The organism is Ruegeria sp. BHSC037 (genome assembly GCF_059613045.1).
In genome coordinates, this window is record NZ_JBXWRT010000004.1 from 128,447 (window position 1) to 145,279 (window position 16,833).

19 protein-coding genes are annotated in these 16,833 nt (G+C 63.1%); 5 read left to right on the forward strand and 14 right to left on the reverse strand.

Features of this window, described 5'->3' with window-relative positions; genetic code table 11:
• Positions 1–31: 31 nt before the first annotated feature.
• Genes paaZ through AC2FMN_RS05395 form a run of 4 tightly spaced genes read right to left on the reverse strand, consistent with a single transcriptional unit; the run spans position 32 to position 5,037 of the window.
• The gene (gene paaZ / locus AC2FMN_RS05380; RefSeq protein ID WP_496686791.1) at positions 32–2,062 is read right to left on the reverse strand and encodes a phenylacetic acid degradation bifunctional protein PaaZ; all 2,031 of its coding nucleotides are present in this window, start codon (positions 2,060–2,062) and stop codon (positions 32–34) included.
• 43 nt (positions 2,063–2,105) lie between these two features.
• Positions 2,106–3,458, reverse strand: coding sequence for a TRAP transporter large permease (locus AC2FMN_RS05385; RefSeq protein ID WP_496686793.1), 1,353 nt, complete (start codon positions 3,456–3,458; stop codon positions 2,106–2,108).
• Positions 3,455–3,961: a TRAP transporter small permease gene (locus tag AC2FMN_RS05390; RefSeq protein ID WP_496686795.1), complete on the reverse strand. Its 507-nt coding sequence runs from the start codon at positions 3,959–3,961 to the stop codon at positions 3,455–3,457. The genes AC2FMN_RS05385 and AC2FMN_RS05390 overlap by 4 nt, the downstream gene beginning before the upstream one ends.
• Positions 3,962–4,017: 56 nt before the next feature.
• Positions 4,018–5,037, reverse strand: coding sequence for a TRAP transporter substrate-binding protein (locus AC2FMN_RS05395; RefSeq protein WP_496679043.1), 1,020 nt, complete (start codon positions 5,035–5,037; stop codon positions 4,018–4,020).
• Between the two features lie 165 nt (positions 5,038–5,202).
• On the opposite strand from AC2FMN_RS05395, the gene paaG reads away from it, so the two are divergent.
• The 5 genes from paaG to AC2FMN_RS05420 all read left to right on the forward strand — a co-directional run bounded on the left by paaG (position 5,203) and on the right by AC2FMN_RS05420 (position 8,631).
• A complete protein-coding gene (gene paaG / locus AC2FMN_RS05400; RefSeq protein ID WP_496679042.1) occupies positions 5,203–5,988 on the forward strand; it encodes a 2-(1,2-epoxy-1,2-dihydrophenyl)acetyl-CoA isomerase PaaG in 786 nt (261 codons plus the stop codon).
• 2 nt (positions 5,989–5,990) lie between these two features.
• Positions 5,991–6,419, forward strand: a complete 429-nt coding sequence (paaI, locus tag AC2FMN_RS05405; RefSeq protein ID WP_496686796.1) for a hydroxyphenylacetyl-CoA thioesterase PaaI — start codon at positions 5,991–5,993, stop codon at positions 6,417–6,419.
• A 15-nt stretch (positions 6,420–6,434) separates the two neighbouring features.
• Positions 6,435–7,745 carry a phenylacetate--CoA ligase PaaK gene (paaK, locus tag AC2FMN_RS05410; protein WP_496686798.1) on the forward strand — a complete coding sequence of 437 codons (1,311 nt, stop codon included), beginning with the start codon at positions 6,435–6,437 and terminating at the stop codon, positions 7,743–7,745.
• Positions 7,746–7,748: 3 nt separating this feature from the next.
• On the forward strand, positions 7,749–8,345 hold the full coding sequence (locus AC2FMN_RS05415; RefSeq protein WP_496679037.1) for a TetR/AcrR family transcriptional regulator: 597 nt from the start codon (positions 7,749–7,751) through the stop codon (positions 8,343–8,345).
• Positions 8,346–8,415: 70 nt separating this feature from the next.
• Positions 8,416–8,631: a hypothetical protein gene (locus AC2FMN_RS05420; RefSeq protein ID WP_496679035.1), complete on the forward strand. Its 216-nt coding sequence runs from the start codon at positions 8,416–8,418 to the stop codon at positions 8,629–8,631.
• Here AC2FMN_RS05420 and AC2FMN_RS05425 read toward each other — a convergent pair whose 3' ends face one another.
• The 10 genes from AC2FMN_RS05425 to AC2FMN_RS05470 form a co-directional block, all read right to left on the reverse strand.
• Positions 8,632–9,390: a Phenylacetic acid catabolic protein gene (locus tag AC2FMN_RS05425; protein WP_496686799.1), complete on the reverse strand. Its 759-nt coding sequence runs from the start codon at positions 9,388–9,390 to the stop codon at positions 8,632–8,634.
• A 13-nt stretch (positions 9,391–9,403) separates the two neighbouring features.
• Positions 9,404–10,477, reverse strand: coding sequence for a 2Fe-2S iron-sulfur cluster-binding protein (locus tag AC2FMN_RS05430; RefSeq protein ID WP_496686801.1), 1,074 nt, complete (start codon positions 10,475–10,477; stop codon positions 9,404–9,406).
• Between the two features lie 10 nt (positions 10,478–10,487).
• Positions 10,488–10,949 (reverse strand): 1,2-phenylacetyl-CoA epoxidase subunit PaaD, encoded by a 462-nt coding sequence (gene paaD, locus AC2FMN_RS05435; protein ID WP_496686803.1) that lies wholly within the window; start codon positions 10,947–10,949, stop codon positions 10,488–10,490.
• A 6-nt stretch (positions 10,950–10,955) separates the two neighbouring features.
• A complete protein-coding gene (gene paaC, locus AC2FMN_RS05440; RefSeq protein WP_496686804.1) occupies positions 10,956–11,717 on the reverse strand; it encodes a 1,2-phenylacetyl-CoA epoxidase subunit PaaC in 762 nt (253 codons plus the stop codon).
• Positions 11,717–12,001, reverse strand: coding sequence for a 1,2-phenylacetyl-CoA epoxidase subunit PaaB (gene paaB / locus AC2FMN_RS05445; protein WP_005978248.1), 285 nt, complete (start codon positions 11,999–12,001; stop codon positions 11,717–11,719). The genes paaC and paaB overlap by 1 nt, the downstream gene beginning before the upstream one ends.
• A gap of 23 nt (positions 12,002–12,024) precedes the next feature.
• Entirely contained in the window at positions 12,025–13,017 is a 993-nt protein-coding gene (paaA, locus tag AC2FMN_RS05450; RefSeq protein ID WP_496679029.1) for a 1,2-phenylacetyl-CoA epoxidase subunit PaaA, read from the reverse strand.
• A 15-nt stretch (positions 13,018–13,032) separates the two neighbouring features.
• The gene (gene pcaF, locus AC2FMN_RS05455) at positions 13,033–14,235 is read right to left on the reverse strand and encodes a 3-oxoadipyl-CoA thiolase (protein ID WP_496686805.1); all 1,203 of its coding nucleotides are present in this window, start codon (positions 14,233–14,235) and stop codon (positions 13,033–13,035) included.
• Positions 14,236–14,427: 192 nt separating this feature from the next.
• Positions 14,428–14,820: a carboxymuconolactone decarboxylase family protein gene (locus AC2FMN_RS05460; protein ID WP_170357019.1), complete on the reverse strand. Its 393-nt coding sequence runs from the start codon at positions 14,818–14,820 to the stop codon at positions 14,428–14,430.
• Complete coding sequence (locus AC2FMN_RS05465) at positions 14,804–15,928, reverse strand: aromatic ring-hydroxylating oxygenase subunit alpha (protein ID WP_496686807.1); 1,125 nt, start codon at positions 15,926–15,928, stop codon at positions 14,804–14,806. Before AC2FMN_RS05465 ends, AC2FMN_RS05460 begins: the two co-directional genes overlap by 17 nt.
• Positions 15,925–16,812: a MurR/RpiR family transcriptional regulator gene (locus AC2FMN_RS05470; RefSeq protein WP_496679023.1), complete on the reverse strand. Its 888-nt coding sequence runs from the start codon at positions 16,810–16,812 to the stop codon at positions 15,925–15,927. The genes AC2FMN_RS05465 and AC2FMN_RS05470 overlap by 4 nt, the downstream gene beginning before the upstream one ends.
• Between the last annotated feature and the right edge of the window lie 21 nt (positions 16,813–16,833).

A 16,833-nucleotide genomic window follows, 5' to 3' on the forward strand; every position in this document is an offset into this window, starting at 1 on the left:
GGCGGTGCAAGAAAAACACTTTGCCGTGCGCTCAGTAGGCGTTCATGGTCAGCAGTTCGTATTCGGCGACCTTCTCGTCATCCTGATTGGTCAGGGTCACGTGCCAGCGCACCTCGCCATAGTCGTCGGTGCGGCGGGTCTTTTGCTTGACCGTCAGGCGGACGTTGATGCTGTCGCCGGCCACGACCGGCTTCATGAAGCGCAGGCCGTCCAGCCCTGTATTGGCCAGCACCGGCCCCTCGTTCGGTTCGACGAACAGGCCGGCGGCAAAACTCAGCAGCAGATAGCCATGCGCCACCCGGCCCGGAAAGAACGGGTTTCTGGCCGCCGCGTCCTCGTCCATGTGGGCATAGAAGGTGTCGCCTGTGAAATGGGCGAAATGTTCGATGTCGTCCAGCGTGATGGTCCGAGGCGCCGTGTGCAGCGTCTCACCGATCTGCAGTTCCCCGAAGTTGCGGGTGAAGGGATGCGCCGGGCCTTGGATCTCGGGCGCGCCGGGGATCCATTTCCGGCCGATCGTCGCCAGCATCCGGGGCGAGCCCTGCAAGGCCGTGCGCTGCATGTAGTGTTTCACGCCGCGCACGCCGCCCATCTCTTCACCGCCGCCGGCGCGGCCGGGACCGCCATGGACCATGTGCGGCAGGGGCGAGCCATGGCCGGTGGATTCCTGCATCGAGTCGCGGTCATTGATGTAGATCCGCCCGTTGAAGGCAGCCGCGCCCATCACCACCTGGCGCGCGACCTCGGGGTCATGGGTGATCAGCGAGGTGACCAGCGACCCCTGGCCGCGATTGGCCAGCGCGATGGCGTGGTCCAGATCGCGGTAGCCCATGATGGTCGAGACCGGGCCGAACGCCTCGGTGTTATGCACATGCTTGGCGGCGTCGGGATCGGCGCAGTGAAACAGCATCGGCGGTACGAAGGCGCCTTTTGTGGCGTCGGCGCCGATCACCTCGAAGGCATCCGGGTCGCCGAATACACGTTCGGCTTCTTGCCCGATGAGGCTGGCCTTGGCCAGAACGTCGGCCTTCTGCCCGTTCGACACCAGCGCGCCCATGCGCGTGCCGTCCAGCCGCGGATCGCCGATCGTGGTCTGCTCGAGCTTGCCCGAGATCGCGGCGATCAGCGGCTCGACCTGCGCCTGGGGTGCGATGATGCGGCGGATGGCGGTGCATTTCTGCCCGGCTTTCGTCGTCATCTCGCGTACGACTTCCTTGACGAACAGGTCGAATTCGGGCGTGCCGGGTGCCGCGTCGGGGCCAAGGATCGAGGCGTTCAGGCTGTCCTGCTCAGCCACGAACCGCACCGAGTTGGTCAAGATCACCGGGTTCTGCCGCAGCTTCATCGCGGTGTCGGCCGAGCCGGTAAAACTGACCACGTCCTGACAGGTCAAATGATCCAGCATGTCGCCCAGCCCGCCCGAGACCAGCTGCAGTGCGCCGTCGGGCAGGATGCCGCTGTCGAGCATGATCCGCACGGCCAGTTCGGTGACGTAGCAGCTGTTGGTGGCCGGCTTGACGATCGCCGGAACCCCGGCCAGCAGGGTGGGGGCCAGTTTCTCAAGCATCCCCCAGACCGGGAAGTTGAAGGCGTTGATATGCACCGCGACCCCTTGCAACGGGGTGCAGACGTGCTGGCCCAAGAAGGTGCCGTTCCGCGACAGCTGCTCGACATCGCCATCCAGATAGACATGGCCGTCGGGCATCTCGCGCCGCCCTTTCGAGGCAAAGACGAACATGGTGCCGATGCCGCCGTCGATGTCGATCAGATGATCCTTCTGCGTGGCGCCGGTTTCAAAGCTGAGGTCATAGAGCGCCTGTTTCTGTTCCGACAGCGCCTGCGCCAGCGCCTTGAGCATCTTGGCGCGTTCATGGAAAGTCAGCCGGCGCAGAGCAGGCCCGCCCACGTCGCGGGCATGTGCCAGCATCGCCTGCACGTCCAGCGCGTCGTTTCCGGCGGTGGCAAAGGGCTCTCCGGTGATCGCCGAGGCGATGGTGCGGGCCCCGGCTCCGGGCGCAACCCACTGGCCCGCGGCGAAACTGGAAATCTGTTTCAGAGACATGAAATGCTCCTGTATTGGGGCCGCCTTGCGCGGCGAAATGTGCTCAGTGACCCAGCGCGCCCATCTGTTGCGGCAGGTACAGAACCACGATCGGAACCAGAACGATCAGCGCCAGGCGGAAGATGTCGGCCACCCAGAACGGGGTCACGCCGCGAAAGATCGTGCCGGTCGAGACATCCCCCACCACGCCTTTCAGGATGAACACGTTCAGGCCCACCGGCGGGGTGATCAGCGAAATCTCGGTTACCACCACCACGACGATGCCGAACCAGATCGGGTCATAGCCCAGCGAGGTCACCAGCGGGAAAAAGATCGGAACCGTCAGCAGCAGCATCGACAGGGATTCGAATACGCAGCCCAGGATGATGTAGATGCCGAGGATCATGAGGATCACCACGAACGGCGCCACGTCATAAGCGGTGACCATGGCGATCAGCGCCTCGGGCAGGCCGGCCAGGTTGATGAAGTTCGAAAAGATCTGCGCACCGATCAGCACCGCGAACAGCGCGGCTGCGGTAAAGCAGGTTTCCTTCAGCACCTCGAAGGTCGATCCCACGGTCAGCCCGCCGCGGAACAGCGCGATCAGAAAGGCGCCGGTGGCGCCCATGCCAGCGGCCTCGGTCGGCGAAAAGGTCAGGTTCAGTGGTTCGAAATCGAACACGCCATACAGCCCGCCGATCACCAGGAAGAACAGCAGAAGCACCGCCCAGACGGACCCCAGCGCGCTGATGCGCTCGCCCCAGCTTGCGCGTTCACCGGCCGGGCCGGCCTCCGGGTTGCGCCAGACGGTCCAGCGCACGGCGAACAGGTAGAACAGGATGCCCAGTGCGCCGGGAATGATGCCGGCCATGAACAGCTTGCCGATCGAGGTTTCGGTCAGCAGCCCATAGATGACCAGGATGACCGAGGGCGGGATCAGGATGCCCAGCGTTCCGCCGGCTGCGATCGAGGCGGTCGAGAGCTCGTCGGAATAACCGTAACGGCGCATCTGCGGCATGGCGACTTTGGACATGGTCGCAGCGGTGGCCAGCGACGATCCGCAGATCGCCGAGAACCCGCCGCAGGCCGCCACGGTCGCCATGGCGATACCGCCGCGCATGTGGCCCAGAAAAGCGTTGGAAACCGCATAAAGTTCGCGCGCCATGCCACCCTTGTTGACGAACAGGCCCATCAGGATGAACAGCGGCACGACCGACAGGCCGTAATCCTGCGCGGTATCGGTGATCTGGCGGCCAACCATCGACATCGCGGCCTTCAGCCCGCGCTCGTCAAAGATCGAGCCGCCGCGTTCATAGGCGAAGCCCAGCGTACCGACCAGCCCCATGGCAAAGACAATGGGCAGGCGCATTAGCACCAGGATCAGGACAAGGGCAAAACCAATCAGTGCAGCGGTCATTGGGAGGTTCCCGTCAGGGTTTTGGGTGCGAAAAGGTGCAGCAGGCCGGTGATGATCATCACCACGGCGGTGATCGCCACCGATGCAGTGATGAACCAGCCAACGAGGTAGGTCGGGATGCTGAGATATTCGGTAACATCGCCGTAATCGCGGGCGCGCTCGGCCAGGACCCAGACGCGCTGGACCGGCCAGTACAGCATGACGCCGCTGAGAATATAGATCACCGCGTCGCGAAGGCGGCTGAGCCGCAGGCGGTGGAAGATACCGTCGGTCAGGTCCACGGCGATATGCCCGTTGGTGACCGAGATGATGGGCAGCACCGAGAATACCAGAATCGCCATCAGGATGCGCGTCAGTTCGGTGGCGGCCTCGATCGGCGCGTTGAAGACCGACCGCAAGATCACGTCGCAGAAGGTCATCACCATTAGGATGAACAGGGCCGTGCAGGCGACAATCACCGGCAGGACGCTGGCGCGCCGTACAAGCTGGATGAGAGGGGTCATCGGGTGGCTCCGGAAGGGGCTGGATGGGGGCGGCCAGTGCCGCCCCGCATCAAAGATCAGTTCGAGGACATTTCTGACTTGATCATGTCATAGGCGGCTTGCGCATCGACGCCGGCTTCGTTGACCTCGGCAATGACCTTGGCGCGGACGCCCTCGGCGATCGTCGCGAACTTTTCCATGTCCTCGGCGCTGGCCTCTTGGATGGCGTTGCCTTCGGTGGCTTGGGTCTCATCCCGGCCGATGGCGTCGATCTCGTCCCAGATCTTGCCGATTTCGCGGCTCAGCGGCTCGCCGAACACGTTTTCCTCCAGTGCTTGCTGTATGTCTTCCGGCAGGTCGGCAAACGTGTCTTCGTTCATGATAAAGGCAAACGACCCGCGATACAGGCCGCCCGGCATCTCATAGACGTTCGGGGCAACCTCGGTCAGCTTGAAGCCCTTGCGCGATTCGAACGGCATGACCACGCCATCGGCGGCCTTTGAGGCCAGCGTTTCATAGACTTTGGGGGCCGGAACCTGGATGCCGGTCGCACCCAGTGCGGTGCCTACGTCGCCACCGACACCACCGGGGATACGAACCTTGAGGCCCGAAATCTGGTCCATCGAGGTCACCGGGCTGCTGGTGTGCAGCTGGGCCGGGCCGTGGGTGTGCAGTGCGATGACCTTGACGCCGCGATGTTCGTCGGCCGCCTTCAGATACTTGTCATAGGCCCGCCAGTACGCGACCGAGGCGGCCTCGGCCGAACCCTCATAACCCGGCAGTTCGATCAGCTTGGTCGTCACGAAACGGCCCGGCTGATAACCGTGGAAGATGATCGACGCATCCGCCGCACCATCCATGATCAGGTCCATCTGGGCCGGGGGCGGGGCGATGCCCAGCTTCAGCTCGGCGGTCACCTTGCCGTCGGTGGCCTCTTCAACCATCTCGACGAATTTGGGCCACATCTTGGCGTTGATTCCGTGGGTGGGCGGCGCCCAGCTGGAAATCGTCAGGGTGTAGTCCGCTGCAAATGCCACGCTGCCCGATACTGCCAGGGCAGCAGTCGCCAACAGCGTTTTGATCCCGTTGAGTTTCATGACTGGTTTCCTCCTCCAAAACATGAGTCATTAATGCGTTAATGGTCACTTTTGTAACCATCAACCGGCCGAAAGCCGGATTCGGCACTTCGTCGGAGAAATTTATTGACCAACCGTTCGGTTAATGCAAGAAGAATATCGAAACGAATGCAAAGCGAGCGGCCCATGAGCGATACGATTCTTGCGCAGTGGCATGGAAATTATGTGGAAATCACTCTCAACCGCCCTGATCGCCTGAACAGTTTCACCGAAGAAATGCATCATGCCCTGCGCCGCGCCATCGAAAGCGCGCGCGATGAGGGCGCGCGGGCGATCCTGCTGACCGGGGCCGGGCGTGGGTTCTGCGCCGGGCAGGATCTGGCCGATCGCGACCCGTCGAAAATGGACGGTCCGCCGGATCTGGGCCACACGGTTCGCACTTTCTATGCGCCGCTGGTGCGTTTGATCCGGTCGCTGAACTTTCCGGTGATCTGCGCGGTCAATGGCGTGGCCGCGGGCGCAGGCGCCAATCTTGCGCTGGCCTGCGATATCGTGCTGGCCGCCGAGTCCGCGAAATTCATCCAATCCTTCGCCAAGGTCGGGCTGATCCCCGATACCGGAGGCAGCTGGCACCTGCCGCATCTGCTGGGCGAGGCGCGTGCCAAGGGGCTGGCTCTGACCGGCGAGCCTTTGGCGGCGAAAACGGCCGAGGACTGGGGCCTGATCTGGAAAGCCCTGCCTGATGCCGATCTGATGAGCGAGGCGCGCGCGCTGGCCGAACGCCTGTCGAACGGTCCGACGCTCGGCCTGGGCCTGACCAAGCAGACCATCCAGGCCGCCGCGACCAACAGTCTGACCGATCATCTTGAGATCGAGGCCGACGCCATGAAGACCTGCGGTGAATCCGCCGACTATGCCGAAGGCGTCGCGGCCTTTCTGGAAAAGCGCAGCCCGGAGTTTCGGGGCAAATGAGCATGACACCGAAAGAACGCGCCGAAAAAGCCGCCGCCGCGATGTGGGCGCAGGACCATGCCTCGAAATGGGCGGGGATGGAACTGGTCGAGGTCGACGAGGGCACCGCGACGCTGGCGCTGACCGTGCAGCAGCACCATTGCAACGGGCACGGAATCTGCCATGGCGGCGTGACCTTCATGCTGGCCGACAGCGCCTTTGCCTTTGCCTGCAACAGCCGCAACCAGTCGACCGTGGCCCAGCACAACGTGATCAGCTATGTCGCGCCGGGCCGGCTGGGCGACCGGCTGACCGCCCGCGCGACCGAGCAGAGCCTGACCGGCCGCAGCGGCATCTATGACGTGACAGTGACCAACCAGGATGGCCACAAGATCGCCGAGTTCCGGGGCTTTTCCCGCGCGATCAACGGGACCCTGTTTCCAGAATCTTGAGGTGAGGAGGACATCATGAAGGATCTGACCCCGAACAAAGCGGATCTTGACCCGATCGAGATCGCGTCGATCGATGAAATCCGCAGCTTGCAGCTGGACCGCCTGAAATGGTCGCTGCGTCATGCCTATGACAATGTGCCGATGTACAAACAGCGGTTCGACGAGGCAGGGGTGCATCCCGACGATCTGAAAACCTTGGACGATCTGGCCAAGTTCCCCTTCACCTACAAGAATGACCTGCGCGACCACTATCCGTTCGGCCTTTTTGCCGTGCCGCGCGAACAGATCATCCGCCTGCATGCGTCGTCCGGCACCACGGGCAAGCCGACCGTGGTGGGCTACACAAAGAACGACATCGACAACTGGGCCGATCTGGTGGCCCGCAGCCTACGCGCCAGCGGTCTGCGCAAGGGCGACATGATCCACAACGCCTACGGCTACGGCCTGTTTACTGGCGGTCTGGGCGCGCATTACGGAATCGAGCGACTGGGCGCTACGGTCGTTCCCATGTCCGGCGGTCAGACCGAGAAACAGGTAGCCCTGATCACCGATTTCAAACCCGACGGCATCATGGTCACGCCGTCCTACATGCTCAACATCCTCGAGCAGTATCACAAGGTCGGGATGGACCCGCGCGAAAGCTCGCTGTCGGTGGGCGTGTTCGGGGCCGAGCCCTGGACGGATGCGATGCGGAGAGAGGTCGAACAGGCCTTTGATATGCATGCCGTCGACATATACGGCCTGTCCGAGATCATGGGGCCGGGCGTCGCCAACGAATGCGTGGAAACCAAGGACGGCCCGGTCATCTGGGAGGATCATTTCTATCCCGAGATCATCGACCCTCAGACCGGCGAGGTTCTGCCCGACGGCGAAATGGGTGAGCTGGTCTTTACCACGCTGACCAAAGAAGGCCTGCCGATGATCCGCTACCGCACCCGCGACCTGACGCGGTTGCTGCCGGGCACCGCGCGCTCGATGCGACGGATGGAGAAGATCACCGGCCGCAGCGACGACATGATCATCCTGCGCGGGGTCAACGTCTTCCCCAGCCAGATCGAGGAACAGGTCATGGCCACCGGCGGCATTGCCGCGCATTACCAGATCGAGCTGTACAAATCCGGCCGCATGGACGCGATGCGCGTCTATGTCGAGGCGATGCCCGACGCGGCCGATGAACTCAGCAAGACCGCCGCCGCCCGCATGCTGACCAAGCGGATCAAGGACATCGTTGGCGTTTCCACCGAAATCGTTGTAGGGGACCCCGGCGATGTCGAGCGCAGCCAGGGCAAGGCCAAGCGCGTCGTCGACAACCGAGACAAGGAGTGAGGTTTGGCCCGTACGATTGCAAAAGATCACGACCAGAAACGCGCGCAGATCCTTAAATCGGCGGCGCGGGTCTTTGCCCGCGAAGGCTTCGACCGCGCCTCGATGACCCAGCTTGCGCGCGAATGCGGGATCTCGAAGGCCAACATCTATCACTATTATGACAGCAAGGACGCGATCCTGTTCGACATTCTCGAGACCTATCTGCGGGAATTGCGCGACCTGATATGCGGGCTCGAGATTGAAGGCCTCAGCCCGCCCGACAAGCTTCACCGCGTGGTGGCTGAAATCCTGTTGGCTTATCAGGGCGTGGATGACGAACACCGGGTTCAGACCAGCGGCATGTCGGCCCTGCCCGAGGAGCAGCAGCGCCTGCTGCGCGGGTATCAGCGCGACATGGTGAATTTCCTCAGTTCCATCATTGCCGAAGTCGCTCCTGACGTGTTTCGCGGCAACAGGTCCAAGCTGCGCTCGGCCACGATGTCGGTCTTCGGCATGCTGAACTGGTATTACATGTGGAATTCCGGTGCCGATGCACAGGCGCGCCGGGACTATGCCGCGCTGGTCAGCAATCTGACCCTGTCGGGCGTCAAGGCGCTGTAGCACCGGCCCTGCCGGCATTGTGATTTGGCTTTTGAGCCAAACCGGCGTCTACTTGCGGTCGGAGGGCGCCATGCAAAAACCCGAACGGTTCGACGAATTCTATTTCGCCAAGGTCGGGATGGGCGAGGCCTGCGGCTGCGCCGAGCGCATCATTGACGTCTATGAGTTCAACCGCAAGGCCGGTGCGGTTGACGCGGGCACGGGCAAGGTGGCTCGGCCACGGCGTCGCGGCCTGCGATCGCTTGCCCTTAAATACGGCCTGATCAGCCGCCCCAGCGGGCGGTGATCACGGGGTGCGCAAGCCAAGCCGCGTTACGACCTCGGCGGCCTCGGCCAGCCAACGGTTTTTCAGTTCGACCCCCGAGGCGCGGCGCAGGCCCATCTGGCGCAGCTTTTCCATCCGCTCGGGGTCGCCCGCGCCGAAACTTGCGGCCACGCGGGGCCACCAGTAATCGACCGAGTCCTGCATGGCCGGCGACGCGCCCTGTTCCAACAGCTTGACCGCGCCTTCCAGGGCCAATTCACCGTGATGCGCCTCGATCGGGGCGATGGCGCGGAAGGCCTCGGCCAGCGGCTGATAGGACACCAGCGCGAACTCGGCCAGTTGCACGCCCACGGCGCGGCTCATCAGCAGGTTCATCACCACCGCATCGGTCCAGCCTTCGATCGGATAGTTGAAGACCGCAAGGCGCATGTCATGTTCGCTGCGCGTGGCCCCGATATCGGCGGAACGGTCCAGCCGTGCGGTCCACGGGTGATGCGTGGCATATCGGTCGGTATCCGCGCCGAACTCGCCCATGATCTTCAGGACGCGGTCGGCATTGTCGGTCTTTTCCAGAACGATCTTCGCCGCCGCGATGCGTTCCTTGATGCCCGGTCCCTGGTTGATGATGTCGGCAAACCCAGCCGCACCGGCCAGTTCGCTGTCGACGAAGGTCGCCATCAGCTTCATCAGCTCCGCCCGGTATCGGGGCGGCACGTTGGTCGGGTTGGTCAGAACGCCGCCCGCGGCCAGGTAGCTTTCGATGCTCATGTCTTCGGCCATGGTCCCTCTCCCTTTATTGGTCGTAATCGACGACGACATTGTCGGTCAGCGGGTAGGCCTGGCAGCTGAGCACATAGCCTTTCTCGACCTCGTAATCCTCGAGCGCGTGGTTGGCGACCATCTCGACCTCGCCTTCGATCACCTTGCAGCGGCAGGTCGAACAGACCCCGGCCTTGCAGGCATAGGGGGCGTCCATCGCGTTTTCCAGCGCCGCGTCCAGAATGGTCTGGTCCTTGGGCATGGTGATGGTCTGGGTGGCGCCGTCCAGCGTGACCCGCGCCTGGGTCTGGTTGGCCTGCGCGGCGCTGGCGGCATCGCCCTGCTTGCGTTTGGCGCGGCCCGGTTGGGCGCTGGCAAACAGCTCGAACTTGATCTGGCTGTCATCCAGCCCGTGTTCGCGCAAAGCCTCGGCAATGCCCAGCATCATCGGCTCGGGGCCGCAGATGAAGGCGGTGTCGGTGTTTTCGACGTCGATCCAATGCTGGAACAGTTCGGCGCATTTCTCTTTGGTTACCAGCCCGGTGAACAGGTCGATCTCCTGCGCGTCGGTTTCCAGGATATGGATCACGTTCAGGCGGCCCATGTACTGGTTCTTCAGGTCTTCCAGCTCTTCGCGGAACATGATCGTGTTCACGCCCTTGTTGGCATAGACCAGCGTGAAGCGCGAATGCGGTTCGCGTGCCAGCGTGGTCTTTAGGATTGACAGAACCGGCGTGATGCCCGACCCGCCGGCAAAGCCCAGGTACTGCCGGTGCGCGGACGGGTCCAGCGGCGTGTGGAAGGCCCCCATCGGCGGCATCGCCTGCAACCTGTCGCCCACTTTCAGCTCGGTGTTGGCCCAGGTCGAAAAAGCGCCGCCCTCGACCCGTTTGATGCCCACCTGCAGAACGCCGTCATCCTTGCCCGCGCAGATCGAGTAGGAGCGGCGCAGCTCTTCCCCGTCAAATTCGCGGCGGAAGGTCAGGTACTGGCCCTGGACAAAGTCGAACGCCTCGGCCGCGCCGTTCACCGGCTTCAGAGTGACCACGACCGCGTCGCGGATGGTCTTGTGGATGTCGGTGACTTCCAGATCGTGAAAACGTGCCATCCGGTCCTCCTCAGATGCACTTGAAATAGTCGAAAGGTTCCAGGCAGTCGGTGCAGCGCCAGTGCGCCTTGCACGGGGTCGAGCCGAACTGGCTGACCTTTTCCACTGCCGTGCTGCCGCAATGCGGGCAGCGGTCGGGTCCGCCTGCGGGCTGGGGCGGTGCGATGCCGTATTCTTCGAGCTTCGCGCGGCCCTTGTCGCTGAGCCAATCGGTCGTCCAGGCCGGAGAGATTCGGGTCTCCAGCTTGATCTTGTCGATGCCGTGGTCGCGCAGGGCGGTTTCGATGTCCATAGCAATGACCGAGGTCGCCGGGCAGCCGGAATAGGTGGGCGTCACGGCAACCTTCAGCGTGTCGCCCTCCCATGTCACATCGCGCACGATGCCCAGATCGACGACCGAGATCACGGGGATCTCGGGGTCGGGCACGGCGTCGAGCCATTCCCAGACCTGCTCTACGGTGGCGCGATCCATCGGCCTTTACCAGGTTGCGCCCGGATAGGCCCGCTGCAGCCATTGCATCTGGGTCAACAGGTGGCCCAGATGTTCGGTATGCATGCGCCCGTCGCGGCCGCCCTTGTGGGAAAAGCGGCTGTCGGGAATGGTCAGGGTGGCTTCGGTCAGTACGCGCTGAACCAGCGCGTCGTATTCCTCGCGTAGGCCGGCCGGGTCGGGTGCGATACCCGCGGCGGCCATCTCGGCATCAATCTCGTCGCTGGCGAACATCTCGCCGACATAGGGCCAGAGGTAATCCAGCGCCTCTTGCATGCGCCTGTGGCTTTCCTCGGTCCCGTCGCCCAGTCCGACCACCGTGTCGCTGGACCGTTCCAGGTGATAGGCGACCTCTTTGCTGGCCTTCTCGGCAATCGCCGCGACCCGGTCGTCAGACGATTTCATCAGCCGGCCCAGCATGATCGAGTGCCACGCATCAAACAGGAACTGGCGCATCAGGGTGCGGCCGAAATCGCCGTTGGGCACCTCGACCAACAGCACGTTGCGGAAATCCCAGGCGTCGCGCAGAAAGGCCAGATCGTCGGCAGACTTGCCTTCGCCCTGAACCTCTCCGGCCAGGCCCAGCCACATCTGCGTCTGGCCGATCAGGTCCAGCGCGGTGTTGGCCAGCGCGATGTCTTCCTCGAGCACCGGCGCGTGGCCGCACCATTCGCTGACGCGATGGCCCAGGATCAGCGTGTTGTCGCCCATCCGCAGCAGGAATTGCAGGAATGCCTCGTCGCGTGCCATCACATCGCCCCCACTTCTTCGGGGATGTCGAAAAAGGTCGGGTGACGATAGACCTTGCTTTCGCTGGGCTCGTACAGCGGACCCTTGTCGCTGGGCGAACTGGCGGTGATGTTGTTTGCCTCGACCACCCAGATCGAGACGCCCTCGTTGCGGCGGGTATAGACGTCGCGGGCGTTCTTGATCGCCATTTCGGCGTCGGGCGCGTGGAGCGAGCCGACATGGCGGTGGCTCATGCCGTGCTGGCCGCGGATGAAGATTTCCCACAGGGGCCATTCGTTTTTCATCAGGTGTCCTCCTATCGGGTGGGTTATTCGGCTGCGACCTTGCGGGCGCGTTTCTTGCGGGAATGTTCCAGCAGACCGTCACGCACCCATTTGCCGTCGTCCCAGGCCTTGTTGCGGGCGGCCAGGCGGTCGGTGTTGCAGGGGCCGTTGCCCTTGATCACGTCGAAGAATTCCGACCAGTCGGGCTGAGTGAAATCGTAATGCCCGCGCTCTTCGTTCCATTTCAGGTCCGGGTCGGGGATGGTCAGGCCCAGATACTCGGCCTGCGGCACGGTTTGATCGACGAATTTCTGGCGCAGTTCGTCATTGGTGTTGATCTTGATCTTCCACGCCATCGACTGGGCCGAATGCACCGAGTCCTTGTCGGACGGGCCGAACATCATCAGCGACGGGTACCAGAACCGGTTCAGCGCGTCCTGCGCCATCTTGCGCTGTTCGGGCGTGCCCTCGGCCATCTTGCGGATCGCGTCATAGCCCTGGCGCTGGTGAAAGCTTTCTTCCTTGCAGATGCGGATCATCGCGCGCGAATAAGGCCCGTACGAGGTGCGCTGCAGCGGCACCTGGTTCATGATCGCCGCCCCGTCGACCAGCCAGCCCACCGCGCCGATATCGGCCCAGTTCAGCGTGGGATAGTTGAAGATCGAGCTGTATTTCATCCGCCCGTCCAGCAGCATTTCGGTTAGTTCATCGCGGCTGACGCCCAGAGTTTCGGCGGCGCAGTACAGGTACAGGCCGTGCCCGGCCTCGTCCTGCACCTTGGCCAGCAGGATCGCCTTGCGTTCCAGCGTGGGCGCGCGGGTGATCCAGTTGCCTTCGGGCAGTTGGCCGACGATCTCGGAATGGGCGTGTTGCCCGATCTGGCGGATCAGCGTCGCGCGATAGTCGTCGGGCATCCAGTCCTTGGGCTCGATCTTGATGTCGGCGTCGATCTTGTCCTGAAAGGCGCGTTCCTGCTCGGTCATTTCCTCGCGGGATTTGACGCCTGTTCCTGCCGTCTTGATCATCTGAGCATACATGTCGGGTCTCCTCCCTTACACGCGTTCGAGAATTAGCGCGGCGCCCTGGCCTACGCCCACGCACATGGTGCACAAGGCATAGCGTCCGCCGGTGCGGCGCAGTTGAAAGGCCGCCGTCATGACCAGCCGAGCGCCGGACATGCCCAGCGGATGGCCGATGGCGATGGCGCCGCCATTGGGATTCACATGGGGTGCGTCATCGGCCACGCCAAGTTCACGCAGGGTGGCCAGACCCTGAGCTGCGAAGGCCTCGTTCAATTCTATCACATCCATCTGCTCGATGCTCAGCCCTGTGCGGGCCAGCACTTTGCGGGTGGCCGGGACCGGACCGATTCCCATGACCCGAGGCTCGACCCCCGCGACCGCCATGCCCACGACACGCGCCATCGGGGTCAGGCCGTTCTTCTGCGCGGCGGCCTCGTTGGCCAGCAGAATGGCCGCGGCGCCGTCATTGACGCCCGAGGCGTTGCCCGCGGTCACGGTCTTGTGCGGGCCGTTGACGCCGTGCAGGCTGGCCAGCTTCTCTGCGGTCGTGCCGGGGCGTGGGTGTTCGTCCGTATCGACGACGATGGCGTCGCCCTTGCGCTGCGGGATGGTGACCGGGGTGATCTCCTCCGCAAACACCCCGGCCTGGTGCGCCGCGGCCCAGCGGGCCTGGCTGCGTGCCGCGAATGCGTCCTGATCAGCGCGGCTGATGTTGTATTCCTCGGCCACGTTGTCGGCCGTCTGCGGCATCGAGTCGGTGCCGTACATTTTTTCCATTTTCGGGTTCACGAAGCGCCAGCCGATGGTGGTGTCATAGACCGAATTGGCGCGGGAAAAGGCGCTGGTGGCCTTGGGCATCACGAAGGGCGCGCGCGACATGCTTTCGACGCCACCGGCAATCGCCATGTCATAATCGCCCGCCCTGATGGCCCGCGCGGCCATGCCGACCGCATCCATGCCGCTGGCGCACAGGCGGTTGATCGTGGTGCCGGGCACCTGAACCGGGAAACCGGCCAGCAGGGCGGCCATGCGGGCCACGTTCCGGTTGCTTTCGCCGGCCTGGTTGGCATCGCCCAGGATCACGTCATCCAGGCTAGCCCAGTCCACCTGCGGGTTCCGCTCTTTCAACGCGGCCAACGGGATCGCGGCCAGATCGTCGGTGCGAACCTGGGACAAGGCCCCGCCATAGCGTCCGATCGGGGTGCGCTGTGCGTCGCAGATGAAAGCGTCCATGCGTCAGAACCTCGTGTCTTGAGCTCAGGTCATTAGGTGACCGCTTGGTCGGGTAATACGCCCGGAAGCGATTCGCAGCAAGGAAAATGTAACGCAACTGTGCATCAAATCGAAATTCAGTAACATATTCGTGCTGAAACGAGGAAACCCGCGCGGGGCGGGTGATCTCGATCTGCGGCGGTTGGGGGGTGGCTAAAGCTGACCGGCCTCGGTCAGAACCTTGCGCGCCACGCGAAAGCATTCCAGCGCCTGCGGGACGCCACAATAGATGCCGACGACATGGATGATCGCCCGGATTTCCTCCTTGCTGACGCCGTTGTTCAGGGCTCCGCGACAGTGGATCTCCCATTCGTGCATCTTGCCCAGGGCGCCGATCATCGACAGGTTCATCATCGAACGGGTCTTGGGATCGATCACCTCGTCCCCCCAACCAAAGCCCCAGCACCAGGCTGTCATGGCCTCCTGAAACGGGCGGGTGAAATCATCCGCCGCAGCCAGGTTCTTTTCCACGTATTCGTCGCCCAGCGTCGCCTTGCGCTGTGCCAGTCCTTTCAGGAACAGGTCTTCGTCAAAGATGTCGGCCATCGTCTACTCCGCTTGCATCTGTATCCACCGCCTCGCGCATCCATTGCTGCAAGCGGGCGATCGAATGTTCCGACAATACGCCGCAAGCCGGGTCCAGCACCAGCGGGCCGGGGCGATAGCCGCGCGATTTCAGGCCGCGATGCACGCTTTCAACCAGCTGGATGTCTTCTTCGACCGTGGTTTCCCGGTCCTGCACCGCCAGTTGGCGGATCACCGCGCTTTCGGACCCGCCCTCGGTGTACCATCCGCGCCAGACGGTACAGTGATCGGCATCATGCGCGCGCCAGTGATAGGTGTTCAGGACATTGCCGGGATAGCACTGGAACGAGAACATCGGCCATAGAAACCATGACCGATAGTCGCCCGCATGGGGCACCGAAAGGTCGATGGGATAGGTCATCTTGTCGAGGCTCTGACACTCGGTCGTATGGCGCAGAACGTATCCGCCGCCTGCATCGGGTTGAATGTCATAGGTTTCGGGTTTGACCACACCGGTGGCAAAGGTCGGGTGATTGGTCGGGCAGTGATAGCATTCCGAGTAGTTCTCGATACTGACCTTCCAGTTGCAGTTTTCGGGTATCTCGACCCATTCCAGCGGTTCAAGATCGTCAATGTGTGGAACGAATGCACGGATTTCCGCGCGTACGCCGGGGTACCAATCGTCCATCGGGGCGGCGTCATCGTCGAGGTTGACGAAGATGAAGCCGTTGAACAGCTCGGTCCTCACCGGGGTCAAGCAGATCGCGCTGCGGTCGAAGCCCGGAACCGACTTGATGTTGGGTCCGGCGCGCAGGTGCCCGGTGAGCTCATAGGTCCACGCGTGATAGGGGCAGACGACGACGCGGGTGTTGCCGGCCCCGGTCACCATTTCATGCGCGCGGTGCTGGCAGACGTTGTAGAAGGTGCGGATTTCGCCATCGCGCCCGCGGATGCAGAACAGGTTCTGACCTGCGATTTCAAAGGCGAAATAGTCGCCCGGTTCGCGCACCTGAGCCACATGGCCGGCAAATTGCCAGGTGCGGGCCAGAAGACCCTGTTTCTCCTGCTCGAATATCGCCGGGTCGGTGTAATAGCGGGCTTCCAGCGAGCGGGTCAGCGGTGCGGTCATTCAGGCTCCTCCGCATATAGGCCAAGTTGGTGCCGGCGGCGGTGAAACCGCTCGACACGCTCGACGATTTCATCGCTGGACAGGGCGACCACGAAAGACAGAAGCGTCTCCAGCAACGCGATGGTCGAAACAGATGATGGAAAGAACTGGGGCGTGTCGGCGGCGACGACAAACCCATGTTGCGCGTTCAGAATGACCGGGCTGGCGGGGCTGTCGGAAATGCCGACCACGGTCATGCCCTGTTCGCGGGCCAGCTTTACCGCCTCGATCACCTCGGTCCGGTAGGGGTGGCAAGTCATCGCGATCAGCACGTCCTGTTCGTCGGCCCAGGCCAGATCGTCCACCGGGGTCGAGCCGGGCCGGGGAATGGCGTGGAACTGCTTCATCCCGGTCGAGGCCAAATAGGTAAAGTTGCGCGCGTTCGCGTTGTTGACGCCGACGCCCAGCGTGAAAATCTGCCGGGATGTCCAGATCGCCTCGGCTGCAGCCTGCAACCGGGTGGCGTCGATCCCGGCGAAGGTTTCCTCGATATTTCGGATCGCGGCTCCGACCATGTCGGCATAGAGCCCGCCCAGTTCGCCGGATTTGCCGATCTCCTGCAGCCAGCGGGCGCGGTCCGGGAACGACACGGTGCCACGCCGGATGGCGTCGCGGAACGGCGCGCGGAAATCCTCGTACCCCTCAAACCCCACCTGCCGCGCCATGCGGACGAAGGTGTTGGGTTTCACGTTCGCGGCCTCGGCGATCTCGCGCACGGTCGAAACGCCCACATCCGCCGGATTTTCCAGCACATAGCGGGCGGCTTTCTGCGCCTCGGGTGTCAGGGCGTCCCATTCACGGGTCAGCCGGTCAAGAACGGCATTTGATACATTTGTGTCATTCATGATTGACGATGGTACAAATGT